Annotated in this window: 17 protein-coding genes; 9 read left to right on the forward strand and 8 right to left on the reverse strand. The window is 71.8% G+C overall.

Annotated features, from left to right (window positions below; all coding sequences use genetic code 11):
• Positions 1 to 25 precede the first annotated feature (25 nt).
• The 3 genes from ACFYRX_RS22555 to ACFYRX_RS22565 are packed head-to-tail and all read left to right on the forward strand — an operon-like array spanning position 26 to position 3,703.
• A complete protein-coding gene (locus tag ACFYRX_RS22555; protein ID WP_389102424.1) occupies positions 26 to 1,402 on the forward strand; it encodes an NtaA/DmoA family FMN-dependent monooxygenase in 1,377 nt (458 codons plus the stop codon).
• Positions 1,399 to 2,562, forward strand: coding sequence for an LLM class flavin-dependent oxidoreductase (locus ACFYRX_RS22560; RefSeq protein ID WP_389102427.1), 1,164 nt, complete (start codon positions 1,399 to 1,401; stop codon positions 2,560 to 2,562). The genes ACFYRX_RS22555 and ACFYRX_RS22560 overlap by 4 nt, the downstream gene beginning before the upstream one ends.
• On the forward strand, positions 2,555 to 3,703 hold the full coding sequence (locus tag ACFYRX_RS22565) for an LLM class flavin-dependent oxidoreductase (protein ID WP_389102429.1): 1,149 nt from the start codon (positions 2,555 to 2,557) through the stop codon (positions 3,701 to 3,703). Before ACFYRX_RS22560 ends, ACFYRX_RS22565 begins: the two co-directional genes overlap by 8 nt.
• Here ACFYRX_RS22565 and ACFYRX_RS22570 read toward each other — a convergent pair.
• Together ACFYRX_RS22570 and ACFYRX_RS22575 are read right to left on the reverse strand one after the other, a co-directional pair.
• Positions 3,682 to 4,050 (reverse strand): hypothetical protein, encoded by a 369-nt coding sequence (locus tag ACFYRX_RS22570; protein WP_389102432.1) that lies wholly within the window; start codon positions 4,048 to 4,050, stop codon positions 3,682 to 3,684. The genes ACFYRX_RS22565 and ACFYRX_RS22570 overlap by 22 nt on opposite strands.
• A 187-nt stretch (positions 4,051 to 4,237) precedes the next feature.
• Entirely contained in the window at positions 4,238 to 5,323 is a 1,086-nt protein-coding gene (locus ACFYRX_RS22575; protein ID WP_389102434.1) for a M12 family metallopeptidase, read from the reverse strand.
• 95 nt (positions 5,324 to 5,418) lie between these two features.
• On the opposite strand from ACFYRX_RS22575, the gene ACFYRX_RS22580 reads away from it, so the two are divergent.
• The gene (locus ACFYRX_RS22580; RefSeq protein ID WP_389102435.1) at positions 5,419 to 7,545 is read left to right on the forward strand and encodes a LuxR C-terminal-related transcriptional regulator; all 2,127 of its coding nucleotides are present in this window, start codon (positions 5,419 to 5,421) and stop codon (positions 7,543 to 7,545) included.
• 102 nt (positions 7,546 to 7,647) lie between these two features.
• Here ACFYRX_RS22580 and ACFYRX_RS22585 read toward each other — a convergent pair whose 3' ends face one another.
• A complete protein-coding gene (locus ACFYRX_RS22585) occupies positions 7,648 to 10,215 on the reverse strand; it encodes a CHAT domain-containing protein (RefSeq protein WP_389102734.1) in 2,568 nt (855 codons plus the stop codon).
• A 148-nt stretch (positions 10,216 to 10,363) separates the two neighbouring features.
• Between ACFYRX_RS22585 and ACFYRX_RS22590 the strand changes: the two genes are divergently transcribed.
• Genes ACFYRX_RS22590 through ACFYRX_RS22600 form a run of 3 tightly spaced genes read left to right on the forward strand, consistent with a single transcriptional unit; the run spans position 10,364 to position 12,929 of the window.
• Positions 10,364 to 11,791: a S8/S53 family peptidase gene (locus ACFYRX_RS22590; protein WP_389102438.1), complete on the forward strand. Its 1,428-nt coding sequence runs from the start codon at positions 10,364 to 10,366 to the stop codon at positions 11,789 to 11,791.
• A gap of 59 nt (positions 11,792 to 11,850) precedes the next feature.
• On the forward strand, positions 11,851 to 12,426 hold the full coding sequence (locus ACFYRX_RS22595) for an RNA polymerase sigma factor (protein ID WP_389102441.1): 576 nt from the start codon (positions 11,851 to 11,853) through the stop codon (positions 12,424 to 12,426).
• 5 nt (positions 12,427 to 12,431) lie between these two features.
• A complete protein-coding gene (locus ACFYRX_RS22600) occupies positions 12,432 to 12,929 on the forward strand; it encodes a hypothetical protein (RefSeq protein WP_389102737.1) in 498 nt (165 codons plus the stop codon).
• Between the two features lie 15 nt (positions 12,930 to 12,944).
• Here ACFYRX_RS22600 and ACFYRX_RS22605 read toward each other — a convergent pair whose 3' ends face one another.
• Together ACFYRX_RS22605 and ACFYRX_RS22610 are read right to left on the reverse strand one after the other, a co-directional pair.
• Positions 12,945 to 14,168 carry a cytochrome P450 gene (locus ACFYRX_RS22605; RefSeq protein ID WP_389102444.1) on the reverse strand — a complete coding sequence of 408 codons (1,224 nt, stop codon included), beginning with the start codon at positions 14,166 to 14,168 and terminating at the stop codon, positions 12,945 to 12,947.
• A gap of 58 nt (positions 14,169 to 14,226) precedes the next feature.
• The gene (locus ACFYRX_RS22610; protein WP_389102447.1) at positions 14,227 to 15,000 is read right to left on the reverse strand and encodes an N-formylglutamate amidohydrolase; all 774 of its coding nucleotides are present in this window, start codon (positions 14,998 to 15,000) and stop codon (positions 14,227 to 14,229) included.
• 47 nt (positions 15,001 to 15,047) lie between these two features.
• Here ACFYRX_RS22610 and ACFYRX_RS22615 point away from each other — a divergent pair, with 47 nt between their 5' ends.
• Positions 15,048 to 15,377 (forward strand): DUF5713 family protein, encoded by a 330-nt coding sequence (locus ACFYRX_RS22615; protein WP_389102450.1) that lies wholly within the window; start codon positions 15,048 to 15,050, stop codon positions 15,375 to 15,377.
• A 60-nt stretch (positions 15,378 to 15,437) separates the two neighbouring features.
• Here ACFYRX_RS22615 and ACFYRX_RS22620 read toward each other — a convergent pair whose 3' ends face one another.
• A complete protein-coding gene (locus ACFYRX_RS22620) occupies positions 15,438 to 17,657 on the reverse strand; it encodes an NADP-dependent isocitrate dehydrogenase (protein ID WP_389102453.1) in 2,220 nt (739 codons plus the stop codon).
• A gap of 206 nt (positions 17,658 to 17,863) precedes the next feature.
• On the opposite strand from ACFYRX_RS22620, the gene ACFYRX_RS22625 reads away from it, so the two are divergent.
• Positions 17,864 to 19,396, forward strand: a complete 1,533-nt coding sequence (locus ACFYRX_RS22625; RefSeq protein WP_389102455.1) for a M1 family metallopeptidase — start codon at positions 17,864 to 17,866, stop codon at positions 19,394 to 19,396.
• Between the two features lie 25 nt (positions 19,397 to 19,421).
• Here the strand turns inward: ACFYRX_RS22625 and ACFYRX_RS22630 are convergent, their stop codons facing one another.
• Together ACFYRX_RS22630 and ACFYRX_RS22635 are read right to left on the reverse strand one after the other, a co-directional pair.
• On the reverse strand, positions 19,422 to 20,507 hold the full coding sequence (locus tag ACFYRX_RS22630; RefSeq protein WP_389102740.1) for a mechanosensitive ion channel family protein: 1,086 nt from the start codon (positions 20,505 to 20,507) through the stop codon (positions 19,422 to 19,424).
• A gap of 344 nt (positions 20,508 to 20,851) precedes the next feature.
• Complete coding sequence (locus tag ACFYRX_RS22635) at positions 20,852 to 21,826, reverse strand: YbhN family protein (protein ID WP_389102458.1); 975 nt, start codon at positions 21,824 to 21,826, stop codon at positions 20,852 to 20,854.
• Positions 21,827 to 21,896: the final 70 nt, after the last annotated feature.

Genomic DNA, 21,896 nt, shown 5'->3' on the forward strand with positions numbered 1-21,896 from the left:
GAGTCGTAGGAATGGACCGCAGACCATGAGTAAGCCGCTGAAGCAGATCCACCTGGCCGCCCACTTCCCCGGCGTCAACAACACCACCGTGTGGAGCGACCCCGAGGCCGGCAGCCACATCGAGTTCAGCTCCTTCGCGCACTTCGCGCGGACCGCGGAACGCGCCAAGTTCGACTTCCTGTTCCTCGCCGAGGGCCTGCGCCTGCGTGAACAGGGCGGGAAGATCTACGACCTGGACGTCGTGGGCCGCCCGGACACCTTCACGATCCTCGCCGCGCTCGCCGCCGTCACCGAGCACCTCGGCCTGACCGGCACCATCAACTCCACCTTCAACGAGCCCTACGAGGTGGCCCGCCAGTTCGCCAGCCTCGACCACCTCTCCGGCGGCCGCTCCGCGTGGAACGTCGTCACCTCCTGGGACGCCTTCACCGGTGAGAACTTCCGCCGCGGTGGCTTCCTCCCGCAGGACGAGCGCTACTCCCGCGCCAAGGAGTTCCTCGCGACGACACACGAACTCTTCGACTCCTGGCAGGGCGACGAGATCCTCGCCGACCAGGCGTCCGGGGTGTTCCTGCGGGACGCGAAGGCCGGCTCCTTCGTCCACACCGGTCGGCACTTCGACATCCACGGCCAGTTCAACGTCCCGCGCTCACCGCAGGGCCGCCCGGTGATCTTCCAGGCCGGTGACTCCGAGGAGGGCCGCGAGTTCGCCGCCTCCGGTGCCGACGCGATCTTCAGCCGGTACGCCACCCTCGAGGAGGGCCAGGCCTTCTACACCGACGTCAAGAACCGCCTCGCCAAGTACGGCCGCCGCCACGACCAGTTGCTGATCCTGCCCGCCGCTTCCTTCGCGCTCGCGGACACCGACGCCGAGGCCGAGGAACTGGCGAGGATCGTCCGACGCCAGCAGGTCAGCGGGGCCACCGCCCTCAAGCACCTGGAGTTCGTCTGGAACCGGGACCTGTCGTCGTACGACCCCGAGGGGCCGCTGCCCGACATCGACCCGGACGTCAGCGACAACCACATCTCCAAGGGCCGCGCCCAGGTCCGCATGTACCGGGACCCGCTGGCCACCGCCCGCGAATGGCGTGAACTGGCCGCCGCCAACAACTGGTCCATCCGCGACCTGGTCATCAACACGGGCAACCGACAGAACTTCGTCGGCTCGCCGGAGACGATAGCCCGCACGATCAACGAGTACGTACAGGCCGACGCGAGCGACGGCTTCATCCTCGTCCCGCACATCACCCCCACCGGACTCGACGACTTCGCCGACAAGGTCGTCCCGCTCCTCCAGGAACAGGGCGTCTTCCGCACCGAGTACGAGGGCCCGACCCTGCGCCACCAGCTCGGCCTGGCCCACCCGGACGACCTCCGGGGCGAGCAGCGGGCGGCATCGTGAAGTTCCTCGCGATCACGCTGATCGTGCACCGCCCCGATCCGGTCACGGGCGTTCAGAAATCGACGCACGACCGCTTCCACGAGGTGCTCGACAACGCCGTGCTCGCCGAGGAGTTGGGCTTCGACGGCTTCGGCGTGGGGGAGCGGCACGAACGGCCGTTCATCTCCTCCTCGCCGACCGTCGTCCTCAGTCACATCGCCGCCCTGACCAAGCGCATCCGCCTCTTCACCGCGGTCACCACCCTGAGCCTCCTCGACCCGGTGCGTGCCTACGAGGACTACGCCACCCTCGACCATCTCTCCGAGGGCCGCCTCGACCTCATCATCGGCAAGGGCAACGGCGCCGCCCAGCGTGACCTGTTCCAGGTCACGCCCGACGACCAGTGGGACCGCAACGCCGAGAGCTACGAGGTGTTCCGGCAGATCTGGCGCCAGGACAAGGTCACCGCTCGGACCCGCTTCCGGCCCTCGCTGAAGGACGCCGAGGTGTGGCCGCGGCCGTACCAGCGTCCGGTCCGGGTCTGGCACGGCAGCGCCACCAGCAAGGAGTCGGTGGACCTGGCGGCCCGCTACGGGGACCCGCTGTTCTCGGCCAACGTCACCAACCCCATAGAGCCGTATGCCGAGTTGATCCGCCACTACCGCGAGCGCTGGGAGTTCTACGGCCACGACCCCGCCGGCATCACCGTCGGCGCCGGCACGGCGGGGCTCCTGGTGACCCGCACCTCCCAGGAGGCACTCGACGCCTACCGGCCGGTCTTCGAGGCCAACCTCGCCTTCTACGAGAAGGCGGGCCTCCCCGTCGTCTTCGAGACGCTGGAGGACTTCGTCGAGCGAAGCTCCGCCCTGATCGGCAGCCCGCAGCAGATCATCGACAAGGTGCACCGCTACCACGAACAGTTCGGCCACACCGTGACCCATCTGCACGCGGACGCAAGCGGACTGACGGACCTTCAGCACCGCGACTCGCTGGAACTGTTCCAGTCCGAGGTCGCCCCCGTGCTGCGCCGCGACATCCCCGACCCGCCCTTCTCCTGGGGGCCGGTGGGGAACCGGCCCGCGGCGGACGAGCCACCACCGCAGAACCCCGGACCGCGAAACCTCGGACCGCAGAGCCCCCGACCGCAGAACCCCGGACTGGAGGAGCCGGCCCATGCCTGACATCCCCCTCGGCGTCCTCGACCTGGTGCCGATCTCCTCCGGATCCACCGCCGCCGACGCCCTGCGCAACTCCATCGACCTCGCCCAGCAGGCCGAACGCCTCGGCTACGCCCGTTACTGGTTCGCCGAGCACCACCTCAACCCCGGCGTCGCGGGTACCTCCCCCGCGGTCGTCCTCGCCCTGACCGCGTCCGCCACCTCGACGATCCGGCTCGGCTCCGGCGCGGTACAGCTCGGCCACCGCACCGCGCTGAGCACGGTCGAGGAGTTCGGTCTCCTCGACGCCCTGCACCCCGGCCGGCTCGACCTGGGCCTCGGACGTTCCGGCGGCCGCCCGCCGGGCGCGCCCAAGGCCCCGCTCCCCGACGCGACTCCGGTCGTCGACGGCCGCACCCCGAACGGCCTGCGCATCCCGCCCCGCTTCTCCTTCGCGTACCTGCTCGGCTCGCCCCGCATCGCCCTCCAGCGCAAGCTGCTCCTGCTGCCGGGCGCCGAGTCGCAGGACTACGCCGAGCAGATCGACGACGTCCTCGCCCTGCTCGCCGGCACCTACCGCTCCCCGGAGGGCGTCGAGGCGCACGTGGTGCCGGGTGAGGGCGCCGACGTCGAGGTGTGGATCCTCGGCAGCAGCGGCGGCGAGAGCGCTGAGGTCGCGGGCGCCCGCGGACTGCGCTTCACGGCGAACTACCACGTCAGTCCCGGCACCGTCCTGGAGGCCGCCGAGGGCTACCGTGCCGCCTTCAAGCCCTCCGCCATCCTCGACAAGCCGTACGTCAGCGTCTCCGCCGACATCGTCGTGGCCGAGGACGACGACACCGCCCGCGAACTCGCCACCGGCTACGGCGCCTGGGTGCGCAGCATCCGCACCGCCGAGGGCGCCATCGCGTTCCCCACCCCGCAGGAGGCCCGCGCCCACACCTGGACCGACGAGGACCGGGCCCTCGTCCAGGACCGCGTCGACACCCAGTTCGTCGGCTCGCCCGCTCAGGTCGCCGACCAACTGGAACAGCTCCAAGAGGCCACGGGCGCCGACGAGTTGCTCATCACCACCATCACCCACGACCACCGAGACCGGGTCCGTTCCTACGAACTCCTCGCCAGGGAATGGCGGAAGCGGGGTCACTCCTCCCAGTCGAGCTGATGCTCGGGCGTCCCCACCGACCGTCCGTACGCCACCGCTTCGGCGCGACCCGCCTCGTCGCCGCGCCGATAGCGGAACACCTTCCCGGCGAAGACCACCACCCGCTCGTCCCCGGCGGTGAAATCGGCGTACCAGCCGAGGTCCGGCTCCAACGCGTCGGCCAGCGCGTCCGCGAGGGCACCGATGTCCTCGCCGTCCGACTCCCACTCGACCAGCGTCCACACGGCCGGCTGCCCGCCGGCCACCGCGTCGACCCCGACCCTGCTGACCTTCCGCAACCGCAGCCCGCGCGGCTCGAACACCGCACCGGTCCGGAGGCTCTCGCCGATGACGTATCCAGTGATCACGTGCTGTCTCCCCGCAGATCGTGGCCTTTGCGGGTGACTCTACGACCGGGCCGGCGCGGGTACCGAACGGGGGTGAACGCCGTGTGGCCGGTGTTCGTCTCCCTCCCCCGAAGGTGACGAACACCGGCCATTCCCCCGGCGCCGGACAGGTGGTCCAGCCTCGCCCGTGTGCGGCCCGTATGTGCTGTCACCAGCACATGACCGCGGTTTCCCCCGAACCCCACGCGGAGTACAGGCGCACACGGACGAAGTATCGGCGGCCCTTGACGAGACGGGCCCTGATCGTTGCGTTGTGCGGAGTGCCTCCGTCGTCCCGGCCGGTGAGGTAGCGGGCTTCCCCGTCCCGCTCCTCGAAGACCACCACGACGGTGTCGCTGTCGCCGAAGGTGCCCACGGTGTACTCGCGGGTCTCCGGCGGTTCCACGGTGAAGTCGGCCTGCTCGCCCGGACCGAGCCCGAGCGGCGCGGACCGGAAGGGCACCAGCGCCGACGGCCGGGCCGACCCGGTCGGCGGATACCAGCGCAGGACGTACTCCTTGTCGGCGCCGGACAGGGTGCCGGGCGGGTTGAGGCCCGCGCGGAACTGCTCGGGCTCCAGGATCAGCCCCGCCTCGAACGGGTACTCCATGACGGACTGCGGGTCCCAGACGGAGCCGTTGACCTCGTCCGGGCCGAGCTTGCGCAGGATGTTGAAGAACGTCCGGTCCCGGCTCCAGAAGTTCGGCGGGCCCGCCAGATCGGCGTAGACGGCCTCGTCGTCCCAGTGGATACCGGCGAACGGACTCTGGTGCTCGTGCAGCATGCCGAGCGCGTGCCCGATCTCGTGCAGGGCCGTCCCGCGCTCCCCCGGCGCGGTCAGGTCCCAACCGAAGTTCATCGTGCGCTCGTTCAGACCCACCTGGAGAGCGTCCCTGCCCACGGTCGACCAGGAGCCGTCGCCCAGTTGGAAACCGATACGCAGTTCCGCCTCCGAGCGGTCACCGACCTCGGTGAACCTCACTCCGATACCGAGGTCCTGCCACTCCTTGAAACACTCGCGCACCACGTCCCGCTGCTCCTTGGCACCGACCCACGACACCTGCCGGGACTGCCCGGTCCCCGGAACAGGAATGACCGACCCGTCGGTGTCGCCGTCGAAGAAGCAGTAGTGCAGGACCGTGCCGTTGACCCACATCCGGCTTCCGCCGACGAGCGCACTCAGCCGCTCGGCGGCCAGCCCCGGGGCGAACACCGGAGCCGACTGCTGCGCGAGGGAGCAGTAGCGTGCGGTCATGGGGTTCAGCGTGCCGTCGGGCGTCTCGGGGCGCCTGAGTCGGGGGCTACTCAAGTCCCCGTGTATCAGGACTGAGTAGCGGTGCTCTTGCTTCCGTGACGACCTACGAACGGGACCCGAAGACCCTGGAGCTGCCCTGGCCCTTCGCCGGCCGGGAGGACGAACTCGCGCTGGTCCGCGGATCCGTGGCCGGGGGGCGGCACGGCATCGTGGTGACCGGTCCCGCCGGACGGGGCAAGACCCGGCTCGTCACGGAGGCCGTGCGCGGCACCGACTGCGCCAGGGTGACCGGGACGCCCGAGTCCCGCGGGCTCCCGTTCGCCGCCTTCGCACACCTCCTGCCCGACACGGTGTCCCTGCATCGCGCGGTCCAACTCCTCTCAGGCGTACGCCTTCTGCTCGTCGACGACGCCCATCTCCTGGACGACGCCTCGGCGGCCCTCGTCCACCAGCTCGCCGTGCACGGCCGTACCCGTCTCCTGGTCGTCGCCACCGACGGAGCGCGGACGCCCGGCGCTGTCAAGCGGTTGTGGACCGGCGAGCTCCTGCCGCGCCTCGCCCTGGAGCCGCTGCCCCGTGAGGAGACCGCGCACCTGCTCGCGGCCGGAGCGGGCCGCCTCGACGCCCTCACCGTGAACCGGCTCCACCGCCTGTGCCAGGGTGATCTGCGGCTGCTGCGCGAACTGGTGGGCGCGGTGCGCGAGCAGGGCCTGCTGGACCGTGTCCCGGACTCGGCGGAGTGGGAGTGGCGGGGTCCGGTGCCGGTCACCGCGACCGTGCGCGAACGCACCGCGCACCTCCTCGGCCGCACCGCTCCCGGCGAGCGGGAGACCCTGGAGCGCCTGGCCTTCGGTGAACCGCTGCCGCCGCACGCCGACAGCCTGGATCTGCACGCCCTCGAAGGCCTGGAGGCCGACGGCCTGGTGGACGTCGACGAGCACGGCACCGCACGCCTCGCCCACCCCCTCCATGGCCCGGCGCTGCGAGCGGCCGCCGGACGCCTTCGGGCCCGGCGCCTGGCCCGCACCCCGGACAGCTGCGCGGCCGCCCTGGAGGCCGAGACGGCCATGCTGGCCCGGGCGATCGGCGCGAAGGATGTGCGGGCCGTTCCGGCGCCGGTGGGGGAGTGGCTCCTGGACGAGGGCGCTGGCATCCCGGCCCGGCACGCCGCCGTGCGAGCACGGTTCGCGCGTCTGCGGGGGGAACTGCGGGAGGCCGCGGCCTGGGCGAGGCAGGGACTGCGGACCGCCACCGACGACCCGGCCTGCCGCCTCGAACTCACCCTGGCCGCGGCCCAGTCGGGAGACACGGAACTCGCGGCGACGCCGGCCGGCTCCGCCGACGACCGACCCGCCACATCCTCGGTCGGGCCCGGGAATGACCGGCCCGGCACATCCCAGGTCGGCTCCGGCGACTCCTTCTCCACCGTGGCGGTCGATCACGCAGGCGGGGGGCGGTTCGGTCACCGTCGACTTCCCGCTTGCTCGCCCGAACCCGGTCACAACGGTGCCGTGAGCGATCACGGACACACCCAACTCCCTCGGCCCACCACCGACTCCGGTACCTCCCAATCGGCCTCGCCCACACGCAACTCCGGTTCCCCCCGACCTGCCGGCGGCCCGACCCCGTCCGGCGGCGCGGCCAACTCCCGCGAGATCGCGGGCGGTTCGGCGGCCGCCTGGCGGGCCGCCGCGCGTGGTGATCTCGGCGCGGCGCTCGACACGGTCACCGAGGAGCCGTACGACGCCGTCCGACTCGGCAGGCCAGACCGGGCCGTCGGCCGGCTGACCGGTGTCTTCGCCGAGCACGCCGAGGCGCTCGCCCGTGGTGACGGCCCCGCTCTCGACCGCGCCGCACAGGCGCTGGAGGAGCGCGGTTTCCTGCTCTTCGCGGCCGAGGCGTACGCCCACGCGGCAGGGGCGCACCGCGACCCGAGCGCGGCCCGCACCTCACGCACCCGCGCCGTCGCCCTGGCCCGCCGCTGCCAGGGCGCCCGCACCCCGGCCCTGTCCGGGCTGGTCCTCGGCGAACTCACCGCCCGCCAGCGGCAGATCGTCACCCTCGCCGCCGCCGGACTGAGCAACCGCCAGATCGCGGAGAAGCTCACCCTGTCGATCCGCACCGTCGGCAACCACCTCTACGGCGCGTACGCCCGCCTCGGCGCGAGCGACCGCGACGCGCTGCCGTGTCTGCTGGAGCTGCCCGAGGCACAGCCGGCCTGAGCCGCACACCGGACCGGGGCGGTCTGACCCCCAGTATTCGGGGGAGGGGTCAGGCCGCCCCACACATCACCGACCCCTCCCGCGACACGCACGCCGCACGGATCACGCCGCCCCGAACGCCGAGAACGCCCACCCCGTCGCCCGATGCACCGAGTCCCCCGGCAGCGCGGCCCGCGCGTCACGCAGCGCCTCCGCCATCGACAGCCCCGAGCCGAGCCCCTCGTGCAGCGCGAGCATCAACGGCACCACCGCCTCGTCGTTGACCGGCGCACTGCACGCGACCACACCCGCCGTGCCGAGCGGCAGCAGCGCGGTGACCAGGCCGAGCAGTTCGTCCGCGCCGACCGAGGCGAACCGGGCCGTGTCGCAGCAGGACAGGATGATCCGGTACGGGCTGCGGTCCAGGCGCTCGAAGTCGTGGACGATGAGCGGCCCGTCGGCCATCCGCAGCGAGGAGAACAGCGGGCTGTCCGCGCGGAACGTGCCGTGCGCGGCGATATGGGCCAGTGCGGCCCCGTCCAGTTCCTCCAACACCCGTGACGCGCGGGCCTCGTCGTACTCCAGGACGGTCGCGGAGCCGTACCGTTCGGCGAGTTCGGGCACCTCGGCGCCGCCGGTCGCGAGCCCCGGCCCGCGCACCAGCACCTGTCCCGCGCCCGGCGGCGGCACGGTGTCCCGGGCGCGCAGCCAGCTGCTCGACGACGGCGACACGCTGAACACCCGCTCCCGCAACGCCGGAAGAAGCGCCCACGGCACCCGGTGCAGCCGTCCCGGCGGCACCACCACGACCGGCCCGTCGCCCAACCGGTCCGCGGCCGGCCCGAGCAGCAGCTCCTCCAGGCGCCGCCCGGCCGCCTCCACCACCGGAAGCCGCGCCTCCGCCCCGGGGTGCGCCAACCGCCGCAACCCCGCCTGGACGTGCTCCGCCTCGCGTTCCGCGTCGGCCAGCAGCCCGCCCTCGAACCGCCGCACCCGCCCCTGTCCGCACAGCAGCACCTGAACCCGCCCGTCGAGCACGGCGAGTTCGACCAGCCGTACGTCGTCACCCAGTCGTTCCAGCAGTCCGCCGGGGTCGAACCGGTAGCCGTCGCCCGGCGCGTCGCCGCGGATGCGGAGGGTGCGGGAGCGGATCTCCCGTTCCAGGCGCCGCTGGTCACGCTCCAGCGTCGGCACCGGCCGCCCCTCCATCCGGGCCGCCTCCGCGCGGGCCGCGATCTCCCGGAACGCCGTCAGCTCGCTGAGCAGCTCGGGGTCGGCCGGCGGGCGGGTCGGCGGCGCGGACAGCACGGTGGCCCGCCAGCGCTCGCTCCACACCAGCAGCCGCCGCGGACCGCCCGAGGTCAGCGAGGCCCGCGCCGCGAGACCGGCGAGCTCCGCGCCCTGCGCGGTGGCCCGCGCCCGCAACTCCGAGGCGCCCAGCGTCGTACGGTGGTCGTCGAGCACGTCCAGGCCCCGGCGGCAGGCTTCGAGGACCCCCCGGTCGGAACCCACGGCCCGCGCCCACAGCGCCCGCGCCGCCCAGCCCGTCATCCGCGCCAGCGGTGGCCCGCTGTGCCGGCTGCGGGCGGCGACCTCCAGATGCCGCTGGGCGTCCTCCCGCCAACCGAGGCCGAGCGCGATCCGGCCCGCGAGCAGCGAGGCCTCCGGGGCGGCGGGCGCCCCGAACGAGGCCAGCCGGTCGGCGACCGCGGCCGCGTCCGCGACGAGCCGGCCCGAGCCGCGCCCGGCGGCGACCCGCGCCTCGATCAGCACCAGCCGCGCGTGCGTCTCCCACCAGGTCCGCCGCTGCCCCGCGAACAGCCGTACGGCCATGTCGGCGCGCGCGATCGCGGTGTGCGCGTCGCCCGCGAGCCGGGCCGCCCGAGCGGCGGCGAGCAGCAGCTCCGCCTTGAGGGTGGACTGCCCGCCGATCCCGTCCAGCGTCCTGACGGCCGCGTCCGCCTCGGCGAGCGCCTCGGGGGCGAGCCCGGCGGCCATCAGGACCTCGCAGCGCCGGACGGTGAGCATGAACGTCGGTGTGCCGAGCTTGGCGTACCGCTCCTGGGCCTCGTCGAGCAGCCGCAGCGCGGCGGGAATGTCCCCCGACCGGTACGCGGCAAGCCCCCGGCTCTCCACCGCGTCGGCCTTGTCGTGCTCCTGGCCCGTGGTGTCCCACAGTGCCTCCGCCGCCGTGAAGTCGGCGTCCGCCCGCTCCACCGCGCCGAGCGCCAGATGCACAGTGGCCCGCAGGGTCAGCGCCCGCGCCGTCCAGATCACGTCGTCGGCCTGCCGCAACACCGGAACCGCCCGCCGTACGTCCTCCAGCGCCGCCCGGTGATGTCCGAGCACCCAGGACGCGTAGGCCCGCCGGAACAGGACGCGCGCGCGGGTGTGGCCGCTGCTGACCTCGACACCCCGCTCCAGCGCCGCGAGACCCTGCCGCGTCCGCCCCGCGTGCACCAGTGCCACCCCGAGCGCGGCCAGCACGTCCGCCTCCCGGTCGGCCGACTCCGAGCGCGCCGCGAGATCGCGGGCCCGGCGCAGATGGTCCAGGGCGATCCGCATGTCGCCCCAGTCCCGCTGCCAGATGCCGATCACCTGGTGGGCGACGGAGGCGTGCAGCGGTGAGGGATCCGAGCCGAGTACTTCCTCTGCCCTCGCCAGCGCCTGTTTGGGGGCGGCGAACACCATCGGCAGCAGTTCGAGAACCGTGTCGCTTCCCGCTGTCACTCCATGGATGGTAGTGGCCCAGGTGGCAGGCCACACCGGTTTGGCGCTGTATCAATCACCGGCCCCTCGGCTCTGACTGACGACCGCCGCCTCAGTGGGAGGAAACGCCATGGCCCCTCAGCGATTCCATGAGCAGTTCGACCAGATCCAGCGCTCCATGCCCGACGTCCCCCTCGCCCTGGGACCCGACGACGCCTCGGAGTTCATCTATGAGAAGGGTGTCGTCCTCGCCCGCGACGGCCACGACGCCGCACTCGTGGAACAGACCGTGCGCACCCACTTCACCGAGGCGACCGGCCTGACCGGCGACCACGTGCGCAGGGACAGCCCGGAGACCAACCGCTCGGGCATCACCCGGATCAAGGTCGGCGACCCGGGCCACGGCGACCGGCGCGGCGACCGCGCGGTCACCCACGCCCTGCGCGCCCTGAGCGAGCGCGAGGGACGCGCCGGACGCCGACTGGTCAGCCGCAACCACGTGGTGTCGATCGCGGTCAACTCCTGCCCCGGGGACGAGCCCGTGCCCGCCGCGCTCAGCCAGGGCACCAACCCGGCCCCCGCGGAAGCCGGTTACGACGCCGACACCGCCGTAGGGGTCCTGGTCGTCGACAACGGCCTCACCCACGACCACGGCCTGGTCCCGCTGCTCGCCCACGTCGAGGGCGACCTGCACGGCACCGAGACCGACGGGGCCGGCAACCTCCTCCAGTACGTCGGCCACGGCACGTTCATCGCCGGAGTCCTCGCGGCCGTCGCACCCAACACCGACATCACCGTCCGCAACACCCTCAACGACGCGGGCGCCATCCTGGAGTCCGAGCTCGGCGAGAAGCTCTTCGAGGCCGTCGCCGACGGCTGGCCCGACATCATCAGCCTCTCCGCGGGCACCTCCAACGGCCGCACCGACGGCCTGCTCGGCATGGACGCCTTCATGCAGGAACTGCGCGCCCACGACACCCTGTTGGTCGCGGCGGCCGGCAACAACGCCAGCGCCAGTCCGTTCTGGCCCGCCGCCTACGCCGACCTGCCCGAGTACCAGGACGTGGTGCTGTCGGTCGGCGCGCTGCGCGGCGACGGCGAGTTCGGCGCCTGCTTCAGCAACCACGGGCCCTGGGTGAAGGTCTTCGCGCCCGGCGAGCGCCTCACCAGTACCCTGACCGGCTTCGACGCGCCCGTGCCCTACGTCTACCAGCACTCCACGTACGAGGCCTGCCGGTTCGGCTTCACCTACGTGTGCACCTGCCAGTCCCCGTCCCACGTCGGCCTGTTGAGCGAGGACGGCGTCACGGTCAAGCCGGACCAGGTGATGTTCGAGGGGTACGCCCACTGGAGCGGCACCTCCTTCGCGACCCCGGTCGTCGCCGGTCTGGTCGCCGCCCACATGACCGCGAACAAGGAGACCGCCGCGCGTACCGCCCGGCAGCAACTGCTCGCCGCCACCACACAGTTCGCCGAGGTGCGTGGGGCGCACGTACCGGCGCTGAAGCCGGCCGGCTGGCACCCGGTGCCGGTCGTGCAGCGTCCTGTCGGCGCATGACGGCCGGAGTGGCTCCCTCCACGGCGTACGATGACCCTCCGTACACGAGGGGTGGGACCGTGGACCGAGCAGATGTCGGTGCGCTGGTCCAGTCCGCCGTCGACGGTGACGCGGCGGCCTGGAAGGCGCTCGTGGAGGGGCTGAGCCCACTGGTGTGGTCCGTGGTGCGCGCGCACCGGCTCTCCGACGCCGACGCGCACGAGGTGTACCAGACCGTGTGGTTCCGCTTCGCCCAGCACCTCGGGCGGATCAGGGAACCCGACAAGGCCAAGTCCTGGCTGGCGAGCACCGCCCGCCACGAATGCCTGAAGGTGCTCAAGAGCTTAAGGCGGCTGACCGTCACGGACGATCCGCATCTCCTGGACCGGATCAGCGAGGACCGTACGCCCGAGCAGTCCTTCATCGACTCCGAGGATGCCGCCGCCCAGAGCGAGCGCGTTCGGCACCTGTGGCAGGAGTTCGAGGAACTCGGCGACCGCTGCAGGCAGTTGCTGCGCATCCTGATGGCCTCGCCGAAGCCCGGCTACCAGGAGGTGTCCGCCGCCCTGGGTATCGCGGTGGGCAGCATCGGACCACTGCGCCAACGCTGCCTGAGGCGGCTGCGGGCGCGACTCGAAGCCCGGGGGGCGGTATGAGCGACATGAACGACGACCTCGGCGACGACGACGTCCTCGACTTCGGCGAAGTGGCGCTGCCGGACGAGGAGTTCGCCCTCGATCTGCTGGAGGAGGAGCTGCGGCAGGCCGCGGCCATCCTGGACCCCGTACCGCCCGCCCTGCGGCAGATCGCCGTCGAGGCGTTCGCGCTGCACGACCTGGACAGCCGGATCGCCGAGCTGACCTTCGACTCGGTGGTGGACGCCCTCCCCGTGCGGGGAGCGACGGGGGCGCCACGGATGCTCACCTTCCACGCGGGTGAGGTGACGGTCGACGTCGAACTCACCGCGCATGGCCTGATGGGGCAGGTGCTGCCGCCGTGCTCGGCCCGCATCGAGGTGCTCACCGGTCCGCAGGCGGGCTCCCCGCTCACGACCGACGACATGGGCCGCTTCACCTACGAGACGGCCCCCGCAGGACCCTTTGCCCTGCGGCTGAGGACCGGTGACGAGGTGATCGTCACCGACTGGCTGACCGTCTGATCCGGCCGCGCCCGCTCACCAGGTGACGGGCAGGGTCTGCGGCCCGCGGATCATCGTCCTCCGGCGCCAGACGACGTCGTCGGCCGACACCGCGAGCCGCAGTTCCGGCAGCCGGTCGAGCAGGGTGTCGACCAGGAGCTCGGTCTGGAGCCGGGCGAGCACCGCGCCCGTGCAGTAGTGGGCCCCGTTGCCGAAGGACAGATGCGGGTTGGGGTCCCGGTCGGGGTCGATGCGGTCCGGGTCGGGGAAGACATCCGGGTCGCGGTTGGCGGCCAGGTAGGAGACGTACACGGCGTCACCCGCACGGATGCGGAGTCCGTGCAGGTCGACGTCCTCCAGGGCAATGCGGGCGAGGCCTACCGAGGTGCGGTGCGGGATGTGCCGCAGCAGCTCGTCGAGGGCGGCGGCGCGGGCCTCGGGCTGATGGCGCATGCGTTCCATCAGCCCGGGCCGCGTCAGCAACAGGTACAGGATCTGACCGCAGTTGTGGGTGACGGCCTCGCCGCCGATCTGGAGCGGCCCGGCGAGCCCGACCGCCTCCGACTCACCGATCTCACCCCGCCGCACGGCGGCGCCGAGCAGGGAGTACACGTCGTCGCCACCGCTGTCGGCGCGGGCCCGGACGGTGTCCGTGATCCAGCCGTACAGCCCGTTCTTGGCCTTCTCGGCGGCCTCGGCCCCGCCGGAGGTCGAGATGATCTGCCGGGTCCAGCCGTGCACCCGCTCGCGATCGGCGGCGGGCACCCCCATGACCTCGCTGACCAGGGAGAGCGGAAAGGGTTCGAGGACCCGCTCGACGAGGTCCGCGGGCGGCCCGTCCTGGACGAGACCGTCGACGAGCAGGTCGAGCATCTCCTGCGCCCGGGGCCGCAGCCGCTTCATCGCCGCCACGGTGAACGCCCCGGCGACCGGCTTGCGCAGCCGGTTGTGGTCGGGCTGGTCGGCGAACGCGAGCGATCCCGGCCGGGGCTTGAAGTGCGGTGCCAGCCTGGTCACCTGACGATCCGTCACCTCGGCGCGGCTGAACCGCGGATCGTTGGTGATCGCCCTGACGTCGGCGTAGCGGGTGGCCAGCCACGCCCAGCCCTCGCCGTGCGGCAGCCGGATCCGGGTGAGCGGTCCCTCGCGCATCAGCTCCGCGAGCACCGGGTCGAACTCGGTCCCGGTCAGGTCGAGCGCGGGCCACTCCCGCACCGGGGGCGGCGCCTGCTCTGCCAGCGTGGTGGTCTCCTCGGTCATGTCACCCACCCTCACCGCCGCCCGGGCGCGTGTCGCGCGGGAGTGCTCCAGGCGGAGGTCAGGCGAGGGCGTCCACGAGAGCGGCCAGCGCGCCGGCGAGCCCGTGCAGCCCCGGCCCTGCGGACCCGCCGGGTTCCGTCATGTACGTGTCCCGCCGGATCTCCACCATCAGGGCACTCACCCGGGGATCACGGCCGTAGAACTCCAGCGGTACGTACGTCCCGCTGAACGGACTGTCCAGCCCCACGTCCCCGAACACCTCCCGGGCCGCGGCGAGCAGCTCGCGCGGAGTGTGGAAGGGGTCGGTGCCGAGGCAGACGGGCGGTCGGAACCCGTCACCGTGCAACTCATAGGGGAGCGGCTCACTGGGGTAGGAGTGCACATCGATGATCACGGCCCGCCCGGTGACGGCCAGCCGCTCGGCCACGGCTTCGGCCATGGCCCGGGCGTACGGCCGGAAGTATCGGGCGATCAGCGGCTCGGGGTCGGTGTCCGCGGGCCGCAGCGCCTCCCGGTGCGTGGTCCGCGTGTACACGGCGCCCATCCCCACGGCGAGCATCTCCTCCCGCTCGTCCGGAAACCGCTCCGGGTCGACGACCAGCCGCGAGAGCCGGTTCACGAACCGCCACGGCATCAGGTGGGCCCGCTGGGCCGCCTCCTCGGCGAGCTCCGCCGTATGCGCGTCGACGATGTGGTCGAGCTCCCGCTCCAGCGCGGAGTCGTCGAGCACGATCCGAGCCCGCACCTCGGCCGGTATCTCCCGCGCCGAGTGCGGCACATGGAGGATCACCGGCGACCTTCCGGCACCGGGCAGCAGGTCGAACGAGGGCATACGGCCGCTCCCGGGGCGTTGTCAGTGGCGTGGTGCACCATCTCAGCATGACCCTCAGCAACACGCAGGTGAGCACCCACCCGTTCCTCAAGGCGCTCTACGAGGACGCCTATTACCCGGACCACGCGGTGGACCGGGGCAAGGACATCCTGCTGCGCCTGTGCGCGCGCATCGAGGCCGAGCGGCCCGCCGACCTCGCCGCGCTGTACGTCCTGACCCACGCGGCCACAGAGGAGTTCAACGACCTCCAGGACGAGGACTTCGACATAGAGACCGTGGCCCGCGAGGAACTGGCCGAGGAGTTCTGGTTCGTGTCCCGGGCCTACGGCTTCGCGGACGCGGACGTCGAGGAGCTGATCGCCCCCCGCGACTGGTGAGACGCGCACCGCCCCGGCCGGGCACGGGCCGACCGGGGCGGTGTCGCACAGCTGGTCGCGTCAGCTCAGGGACGCGAGCGCCTCGTTCCACGTGGTGGAGGGGCGCATGACCTTCGCGGCCTTGGCCGGGTCGGGCTGGTAGTAGCCGCCGATGTCGGCCGGCTTGCCCTGGACGGCGTTCAGCTCGTCGACGATCTTCTGCTCGTTGGCGGCGAGCGTCTCTGCGAGCGGGGCGAAGGCCTTCGCCAGGTCCGCGTCGTCGGTCTGCGAGGCCAGCTCCTGCGCCCAGTACAGGGAGAGGAAGAAGTGGCTGCCGCGGTTGTCGATGCCGCCGACCCGACGGGTCGGGGACTTGTCCTCGTTGAGGAAGGTCGCCGTGGCGCGGTCCAGGGTGTCGGCGAGGACCTTGGCCTTGGGGTTGTTCGTGGCCGTCGCGTACTGCTCAAGGGACGGCACCAGCGCGAAGAACTCACCGAGGGAGTCCCAGCGCAGGTAGTCCTCCTTGACGAGCTGCTGGACGTGCTTGGGCGCGGAGCCGCCGGCGCCCGTCTCGAAGAGGCCGCCGCCCGCCATCAGCGGCACGACCGACAGCATCTTGGCGCTGGTGCCCAGCTCCAGGATGGGGAAGAGGTCGGTCAGGTAGTCGCGCAGGACGTTGCCGGTCACCGAGATGGTGTCCTCGCCGCGGCGGATGCGCTCCACCGACAGCTTGGTCGCCTCGACCGGGTTGAGGATCCGGATGTCCAGGCCCTCGGTGTCGTGCTCGGTCAGGTACGCGTTGACCTTGGCGATCAGGTTGGCGTCGTGCGCGCGGGTCTCGTCCAGCCAGAACACGGCCGGGTTCCCGGTGGCGCGGGCGCGGGTGACGGCCAGCTTCACCCAGTCCCTGATCGGCGCGTCCTTGGTCTGGCAGGCGCGGAAGATGTCACCGGCGGAGACCGCCTGCTCGATCAGCGCGTTGCCGGCCTGGTCGACGAGGCGGACCGTGCCGGTGACCGGGATCTCGAAGGTCTTGTCGTGCGAGCCGTACTCCTCGGCCTTCTGCGCCATGAGGCCGACGTTCGGCACGGAGCCCATCGTCGAGGGGTCGTAGGCGCCGTTGGCCCGGCAGTCGTCGACGACGACCTGGTACACGCCCGCGTAGCTGGAGTCCGGCAGCACCGCGAGGGTGTCCGCCTCCTGGCCGTCCGGGCCCCACATGTGGCCCGAGGTGCGGATCATGGCCGGCATCGAGGCGTCGACGATCACGTCGGACGGCACGTGCAGGTTGGTGATGCCCTTGTCGGAGTCGACCATCGCCAGGGCGGGGCCCTCGGCGAGCTCGGCGTCGAAGGATGCCTTGATCTCGGCACCCTCGGGCAGCGACTCCAGGCCCTTGTAGATGCCGCCCAGGCCGTCGTTCGGGGTGAGGCCGGCCGCGGCGAGCGCCTGGCCGTACTGCGCGAAGGTCTTCGGGAAGAACGCGCGGACCACATGGCCGAAGATGATCGGGTCGGAGACCTTCATCATCGTGGCCTTCAGGTGCACCGAGAACAGCACGTCCTCGGCCTTGGCGCGGGCGATCTGCGCGGTGAGGAACTCCCGCAGCGGGGCCACGTGCAGCACCGAGGCGTCGACGACCTCACCCTCGAGGACCGGTACGGACTCGCGCAGCACCTTGGTGGAGCCGTCGTCGCCGACCAGCTCGATCTTCAGCGAGCCGGCCTCGGAGATCACGACGGACTTCTCGGTGGAGCGGAAGTCGTCGACACCCATCGTCGCCACGTTGGTCTTGGAGTCGGCCGACCAGGCACCCATGCGGTGCGGGTGGGTCTTGGCGTAGTTCTTGACCGAGGCGGGGGCGCGGCGGTCGGAGTTGCCCTCACGCAGGACCGGGTTCACGGCGGAGCCCTTGACCTTGTCGTAGCGGGCCTGGATGTCCCGCTCCTCGTCGGTCTTCGGGTCGTCCGGGTAGTCCGGCAGCGCGTAGCCCTGGGCCTGCAGCTCGGCGACCGCGGCCTTGAGCTGCGGGATCGACGCCGAGATGTTCGGCAGCTTGATGATGTTGGCCTCGGGCGTCTTGGCCAGTTCGCCCAGCTCCTGCAGGGCGTCCGGGATCCGCTGGTCCTCGGCGAGGTACTCCGGGAACACCGCGATGAGGCGGCCGGCCAGCGAGATGTCCCGCGTCTCCACGGAGACACCCGCCTGCGAGGCGTACGCCTGGACCACCGGCAGGAACGAATACGTCGCCAGGGCCGGGGCCTCGTCAGTGTGCGTATAGATGATGGTCGAGTCAGTCACCGGGTGCTCCGCTCCACGTCTGCAACATTGCTCGACATCAAGATATCTCGTGCTCGACTCCGGCTCGACAGCGGTCCGCGCACGCTGTCCGAGAACCCGTACATCCTCCGGGGCAACTCATCCGTCCGATCTTGTGGTCATGGAGGTTGATCACACTCATCCGACGGCCGGACCCGACCACCCGGCCGCCCGAGCGAAAGCGGACCATGAGATATCGCACCAGAGTGACGGCCCCGGCGGTTCTGTTCGGCACGATGGCGGCCCTGTCCGTGGCCTCCCCGGCGCACGCGGACGCGGAGACCGGCACGCCTGGCCCGGAGACCCTGGGGGACTCCGTCTACCCCGACCTCGGCAACGACGGTTACCGCGTCTTCGCGTACCACCTGGACATCGCGTACGACGCCACGACCCGGCTCGTCGACGCGACGGCGACCCTGAAGGTCACGGCCGGCCAGGAGCTGAGCCGTCTCTCCCTGGACGCCCTGGGCCTGGACATACGCACCGTGCGCGTGGCCGGCGCGACGGCCGTCTTCGAGCAGGTCGGCGAGAAGCTGCGGATCACTCCCGCCGGCCCGCTGTCCGCCGAGGAGACGGTCACCGTCGTCGTGGCCTACTCGGCCGACCCGCGCCGCTCCCTCGCCCACACCGCCTGGGTCCCCACGCCGGACGGGTTCGCGATCTGCCCCCAGCCGAACTCCGCCCACACCGTCTTCCCGTGCAACGACCACCCCTTGGACAAGGCGGACTTCACCTTCCGCGTCACCGTCCCGGCCGGCCTCAAGGGTGTCGCGAGCGGCCACCTGGTGAGCACGGAGGACCTCGCCGACGGGCGGACCGCGTACTGCTACCGCTCCCGGGAGCCCATCGCCACGGAGCTCGTGCAGATCACCGTCGGCGACTACGTCATCAAGGACCGGGCAGGCCCGCACGGACTGCCGCTCCGGGACGTCGTCCCGGCCGCCCGGGCCACCGCCCTGGAGCCCGCGCTCGCCCTCACCCCGAACCTGGTGAGCTGGCTCGAACAGCGGCTCGGGGCCTTCCCGTTCGAGACCTACGGCCTTCTGCCCTGCAACTCCGACGACGCCAACGCCTTCGACTTCACCGGCCTGGAGACCCAGACCCTCACCCTGTACAAGCCGAACTTCCTGCTCCAGGCCGAGAAGAGCATCGGCTCGCACATGATGCACGAGCTGGTCCACTCCTATTTCGGCAACAGCGTCAGCCCCGCCAATTGGGCCGACCTGTGGCTCAACGAGGGCCACGCCGACTTCTACGGGCTGCTGTACCGCTACGAGCGCGGCTGGACCGACTCCCTCGGCCTCACCACGATGGAAGCGCGCATGAAGGACACGTACGCGCGCGGCGACCAGTGGCGCAAGTCCTCGGGCCCGGTCGCGGCGCCGAACGAGGCCAACCTCTTCGACAGCCAGCGCTACCTCGGCGGCGTCCTCGTCCTGTACGCGCTGCGCCAGCAGGTCGGCGAGACGGTCTTCAGCGCCATCGAGCTCGCCTTCCTGGAGCGCTTCCGCAACTCCTCGGCCTCGACGGACGACTACATCGCCGTCGCCTCGGAGGTCTCCGGCACGGACCAGTCCGGCTTCCTGCGGGACTGGCTCTACGGCACGAAGACCCCGCGGATGCCCGGCCACCCGGACTGGACCGTGACCCCGGTGGTGTCGACCCTGCGCACACCGCAGAGCCGGCCCAGCGGCTCCCACGACAACTCGGCGACCCTGTAAGGCCGATCCGGTCAGGCCGGTCCTGTCAGTCGAGCCGGGCGGCGGACACCTCGCCCGGCTCGATCACCGTCTCATGGCCACGCTGGTGCGGAATCGACACCGACCCCTGCTGGAGGGCAACGGTCCGCGTGGGCGCCGGAATCCGGATGCCCTCCTGGCGGTAGCGCTTGTGCAGCTGCTTGATGAACTCGTGCTTGATCCGGAACTGGTCGCTGAACTCCCCGACGCCCAGGATCACCGTGAAGCCGATCCGGGAGTCACCGAAGGTGTGGAAGCGGACCAGCGGTTCGTGCTCCGGGAGCGCGCCCTCGACCTCCGTCATGACCTCGGCGACGACCTCGCAGGTGACCCGCTCGACGTGCTCCAGATCGCTGTCGTAGGCCACCCCGACCTGCACCAGGATCGTCAACTGCTGCTCGGGACGCATGAAGTTGGTCATGTTCGTCTTGGCGAGCTCCCCGTTGGGGACGACGATCAGGTTGTTGGAGAGCGCGCGGACCGTCGTCTGACGCCAGTTGATGTCCTCGACGTAGCCCTCCTCGCCGCTGCTCAGACGGATGTAGTCGCCGGGCTGGACGGTCTTGGAGGCCAGGATGTGGATGCCCGCGAAGAGGTTCGCGAGGGTGTCCTGAAGGGCCAGCGCGACCGCCAGACCGCCGACGCCCAACGCGGTGAGCAGGGGCGCTATGGAGATGCCGAGGGTCTGGAGCACCACCAGGAAGCCGATCGCGAGGACCAGCACCCGGGTGATGTTGACGAAGATCGTGGCCGAGCCGGCGACCCCGGAGCGGGACGTGGTGACCGTCCGCACGAGACCGGCGACCAGCCGGGCCGCCGCCACCGTGACGACGAAGATCAGCAGCACGGTCAGCACCTGGTTGACGGTGTGCTGGACCCCCTTGGTCAGCGGCAGGGCCGCCGCGGCGACCGCCGCACCGCCCGCGATCGCAGCCGAGGGCACCACGGTCCGCAGAGCGGCCACCATGACGTCGTCACCGCCCCACTTGGTGCGGTCCGCGTGCTTGCCGAGCCACTTGAGCAGCATGCGCAGCAGGAACGCCGCCAAGAGGCCCGCCACCATGGCGATGCCGGCGCCGACCATGTCGTCCATGGTGAGATCCCGTTGAAATGCCGTCACGTTGCCACCTGTTCGAAAGTGCGGGAAGTGCGAGCGCGTCGGCCGTGTGAAGGTTCCGTGGCCGACGCGACCGCTCATCCTGCCGTATCCGGTACGGGAGTTCGTACCTGGCCGGGCGGCGGATCGCCGGGTTTCGGACGATGTCCTCGACGTGTTCTGCCTGCTCGCGGCCGGGTGACGGACACGGGTTTCCTCGTGTCCACCGTCACCCACGTCACAGCGGTCCGTCCGCTGGGCTCGCTTCACCGGCCCGGGTTCCACGGACCCGGCTGAAAACAATCCCCTTCGCCGGACGGCGAATGCCCCGTGCCGCCCGGTCAGATGACCTTCAGCCGGACCAGCGCGCCCAGCGTCAGCGCGCCCGGCACCAGCGGCACCCAGACCGTGATGATCCGGTAGGCGAGCACCACCGCCGTGGCCACGGCCACCGGACCGCCGGCCGCCACCAGCGCGACCACCAGAGCCGCCTCCACCGAGCCGACCCCGCCCGGCGTCGGCACGAGCGCCACCGCGCAGGTCGCCGCGAGGTAGGCGAGGGCCATGTGGACGGGCGGCACCGACAGCCCCATCGCCTGTCCCACCGCGGCAAGGCCGGCCGCCTGGAGCGCGGGGAAGGCGAGGGAACCGCCCCACAGCGCCAGCGCCCGGGACGGGCGGGTGTGCACCGAGCGGGCCTCACGCAGCGCGGTCCGCAGGAAGGAGCACAGGGCCGTCCGGACCCGGCGAACGCCGAGGAGCACGGCCACGGCCACCACCAGCACCGTGCCCAGACCCAGCAGCAGCGGACCGGCCGTCGCGTCGGGCAGCAGCGTGCCGAGCCGTAGCGCGTCGGGGAAGGCGACGAAGAGCGCGGCCAGCAGGGCGAGCCGGCCGATCGACTCCGCCAGCAGATAGAGGGCGAGGGCGGCCGAGGAGCGCGCCAGGGGAACCCCGCACACGGTCATGAAGCGCAGGTTCACCGCGCCCGCGCCGAGCCCTGTCGGCAGCAGATGGTTGGCCGCGCCCGCCGCGAACTGCGTGGCCAGCAGCCGCCGCCGGGGCAGCCGCTGCACGACGGCACCCTGCCGGGTGAAGGAGGCGGCCACCCAGGTCAGACAGGTGGTACCGACCGCCGTCAGCAGCCACGGACACTCGGCGTGCCGCAGATGCCCGAAGCCCTCGGAGAGCACGGACCGGTGCCGCACCGCGACGACGGTGACCAGCAGGAGCGGGACCAGACACAGGATCTGGCGGATTCGACGGGCGGGGAGGCGCTGGAGAGGGCGTCCCTGGGGGAGTTCTACCGCTGTCACACCCGGAGAGGTTCTCCGTACCGCGCCAACGGCGGGTTGCGGAAGCGGGGCCAGTGTCTTACGTACGGTC

The sequence above is a fragment of the Streptomyces sp. NPDC005374 genome (genome assembly GCF_042872225.1).
In the GTDB taxonomy this organism is placed as follows: Bacteria; Actinomycetota; Actinomycetes; order Streptomycetales; family Streptomycetaceae; genus Streptomyces.

Excerpts from the sequence above, each read along its gene's own strand:
- ACFYRX_RS22615 (WP_389102450.1), top strand. The coding sequence starts at position 15,048 with ATGACCCTCAGCAACACGCAGGTGAGCACCCACCCGTTCCTCAAGGCG.
- ACFYRX_RS22590 (WP_389102438.1), top strand. The coding sequence starts at position 10,364 with ATGGCCCCTCAGCGATTCCATGAGCAGTTCGACCAGATCCAGCGCTCC.
- ACFYRX_RS22625 (WP_389102455.1), top strand. The coding sequence starts at position 17,864 with ATGAGATATCGCACCAGAGTGACGGCCCCGGCGGTTCTGTTCGGCACG.
- ACFYRX_RS22600 (WP_389102737.1), top strand. The coding sequence starts at position 12,432 with ATGAACGACGACCTCGGCGACGACGACGTCCTCGACTTCGGCGAAGTG.
- ACFYRX_RS22555 (WP_389102424.1), top strand. The coding sequence starts at position 26 with ATGAGTAAGCCGCTGAAGCAGATCCACCTGGCCGCCCACTTCCCCGGC.
- ACFYRX_RS22630 (WP_389102740.1), bottom strand. The coding sequence starts at position 20,507 with ATGGACGACATGGTCGGCGCCGGCATCGCCATGGTGGCGGGCCTCTTG.
- ACFYRX_RS22585 (WP_389102734.1), bottom strand. The coding sequence starts at position 10,215 with ATGGTGTTCGCCGCCCCCAAACAGGCGCTGGCGAGGGCAGAGGAAGTA.
- ACFYRX_RS22575 (WP_389102434.1), bottom strand. The coding sequence starts at position 5,323 with ATGACCGCACGCTACTGCTCCCTCGCGCAGCAGTCGGCTCCGGTGTTC.
- ACFYRX_RS22610 (WP_389102447.1), bottom strand. The coding sequence starts at position 15,000 with ATGCCCTCGTTCGACCTGCTGCCCGGTGCCGGAAGGTCGCCGGTGATC.
- ACFYRX_RS22565 (WP_389102429.1), top strand. The coding sequence starts at position 2,555 with ATGCCTGACATCCCCCTCGGCGTCCTCGACCTGGTGCCGATCTCCTCC.
- ACFYRX_RS22605 (WP_389102444.1), bottom strand. The coding sequence starts at position 14,168 with ATGACCGAGGAGACCACCACGCTGGCAGAGCAGGCGCCGCCCCCGGTG.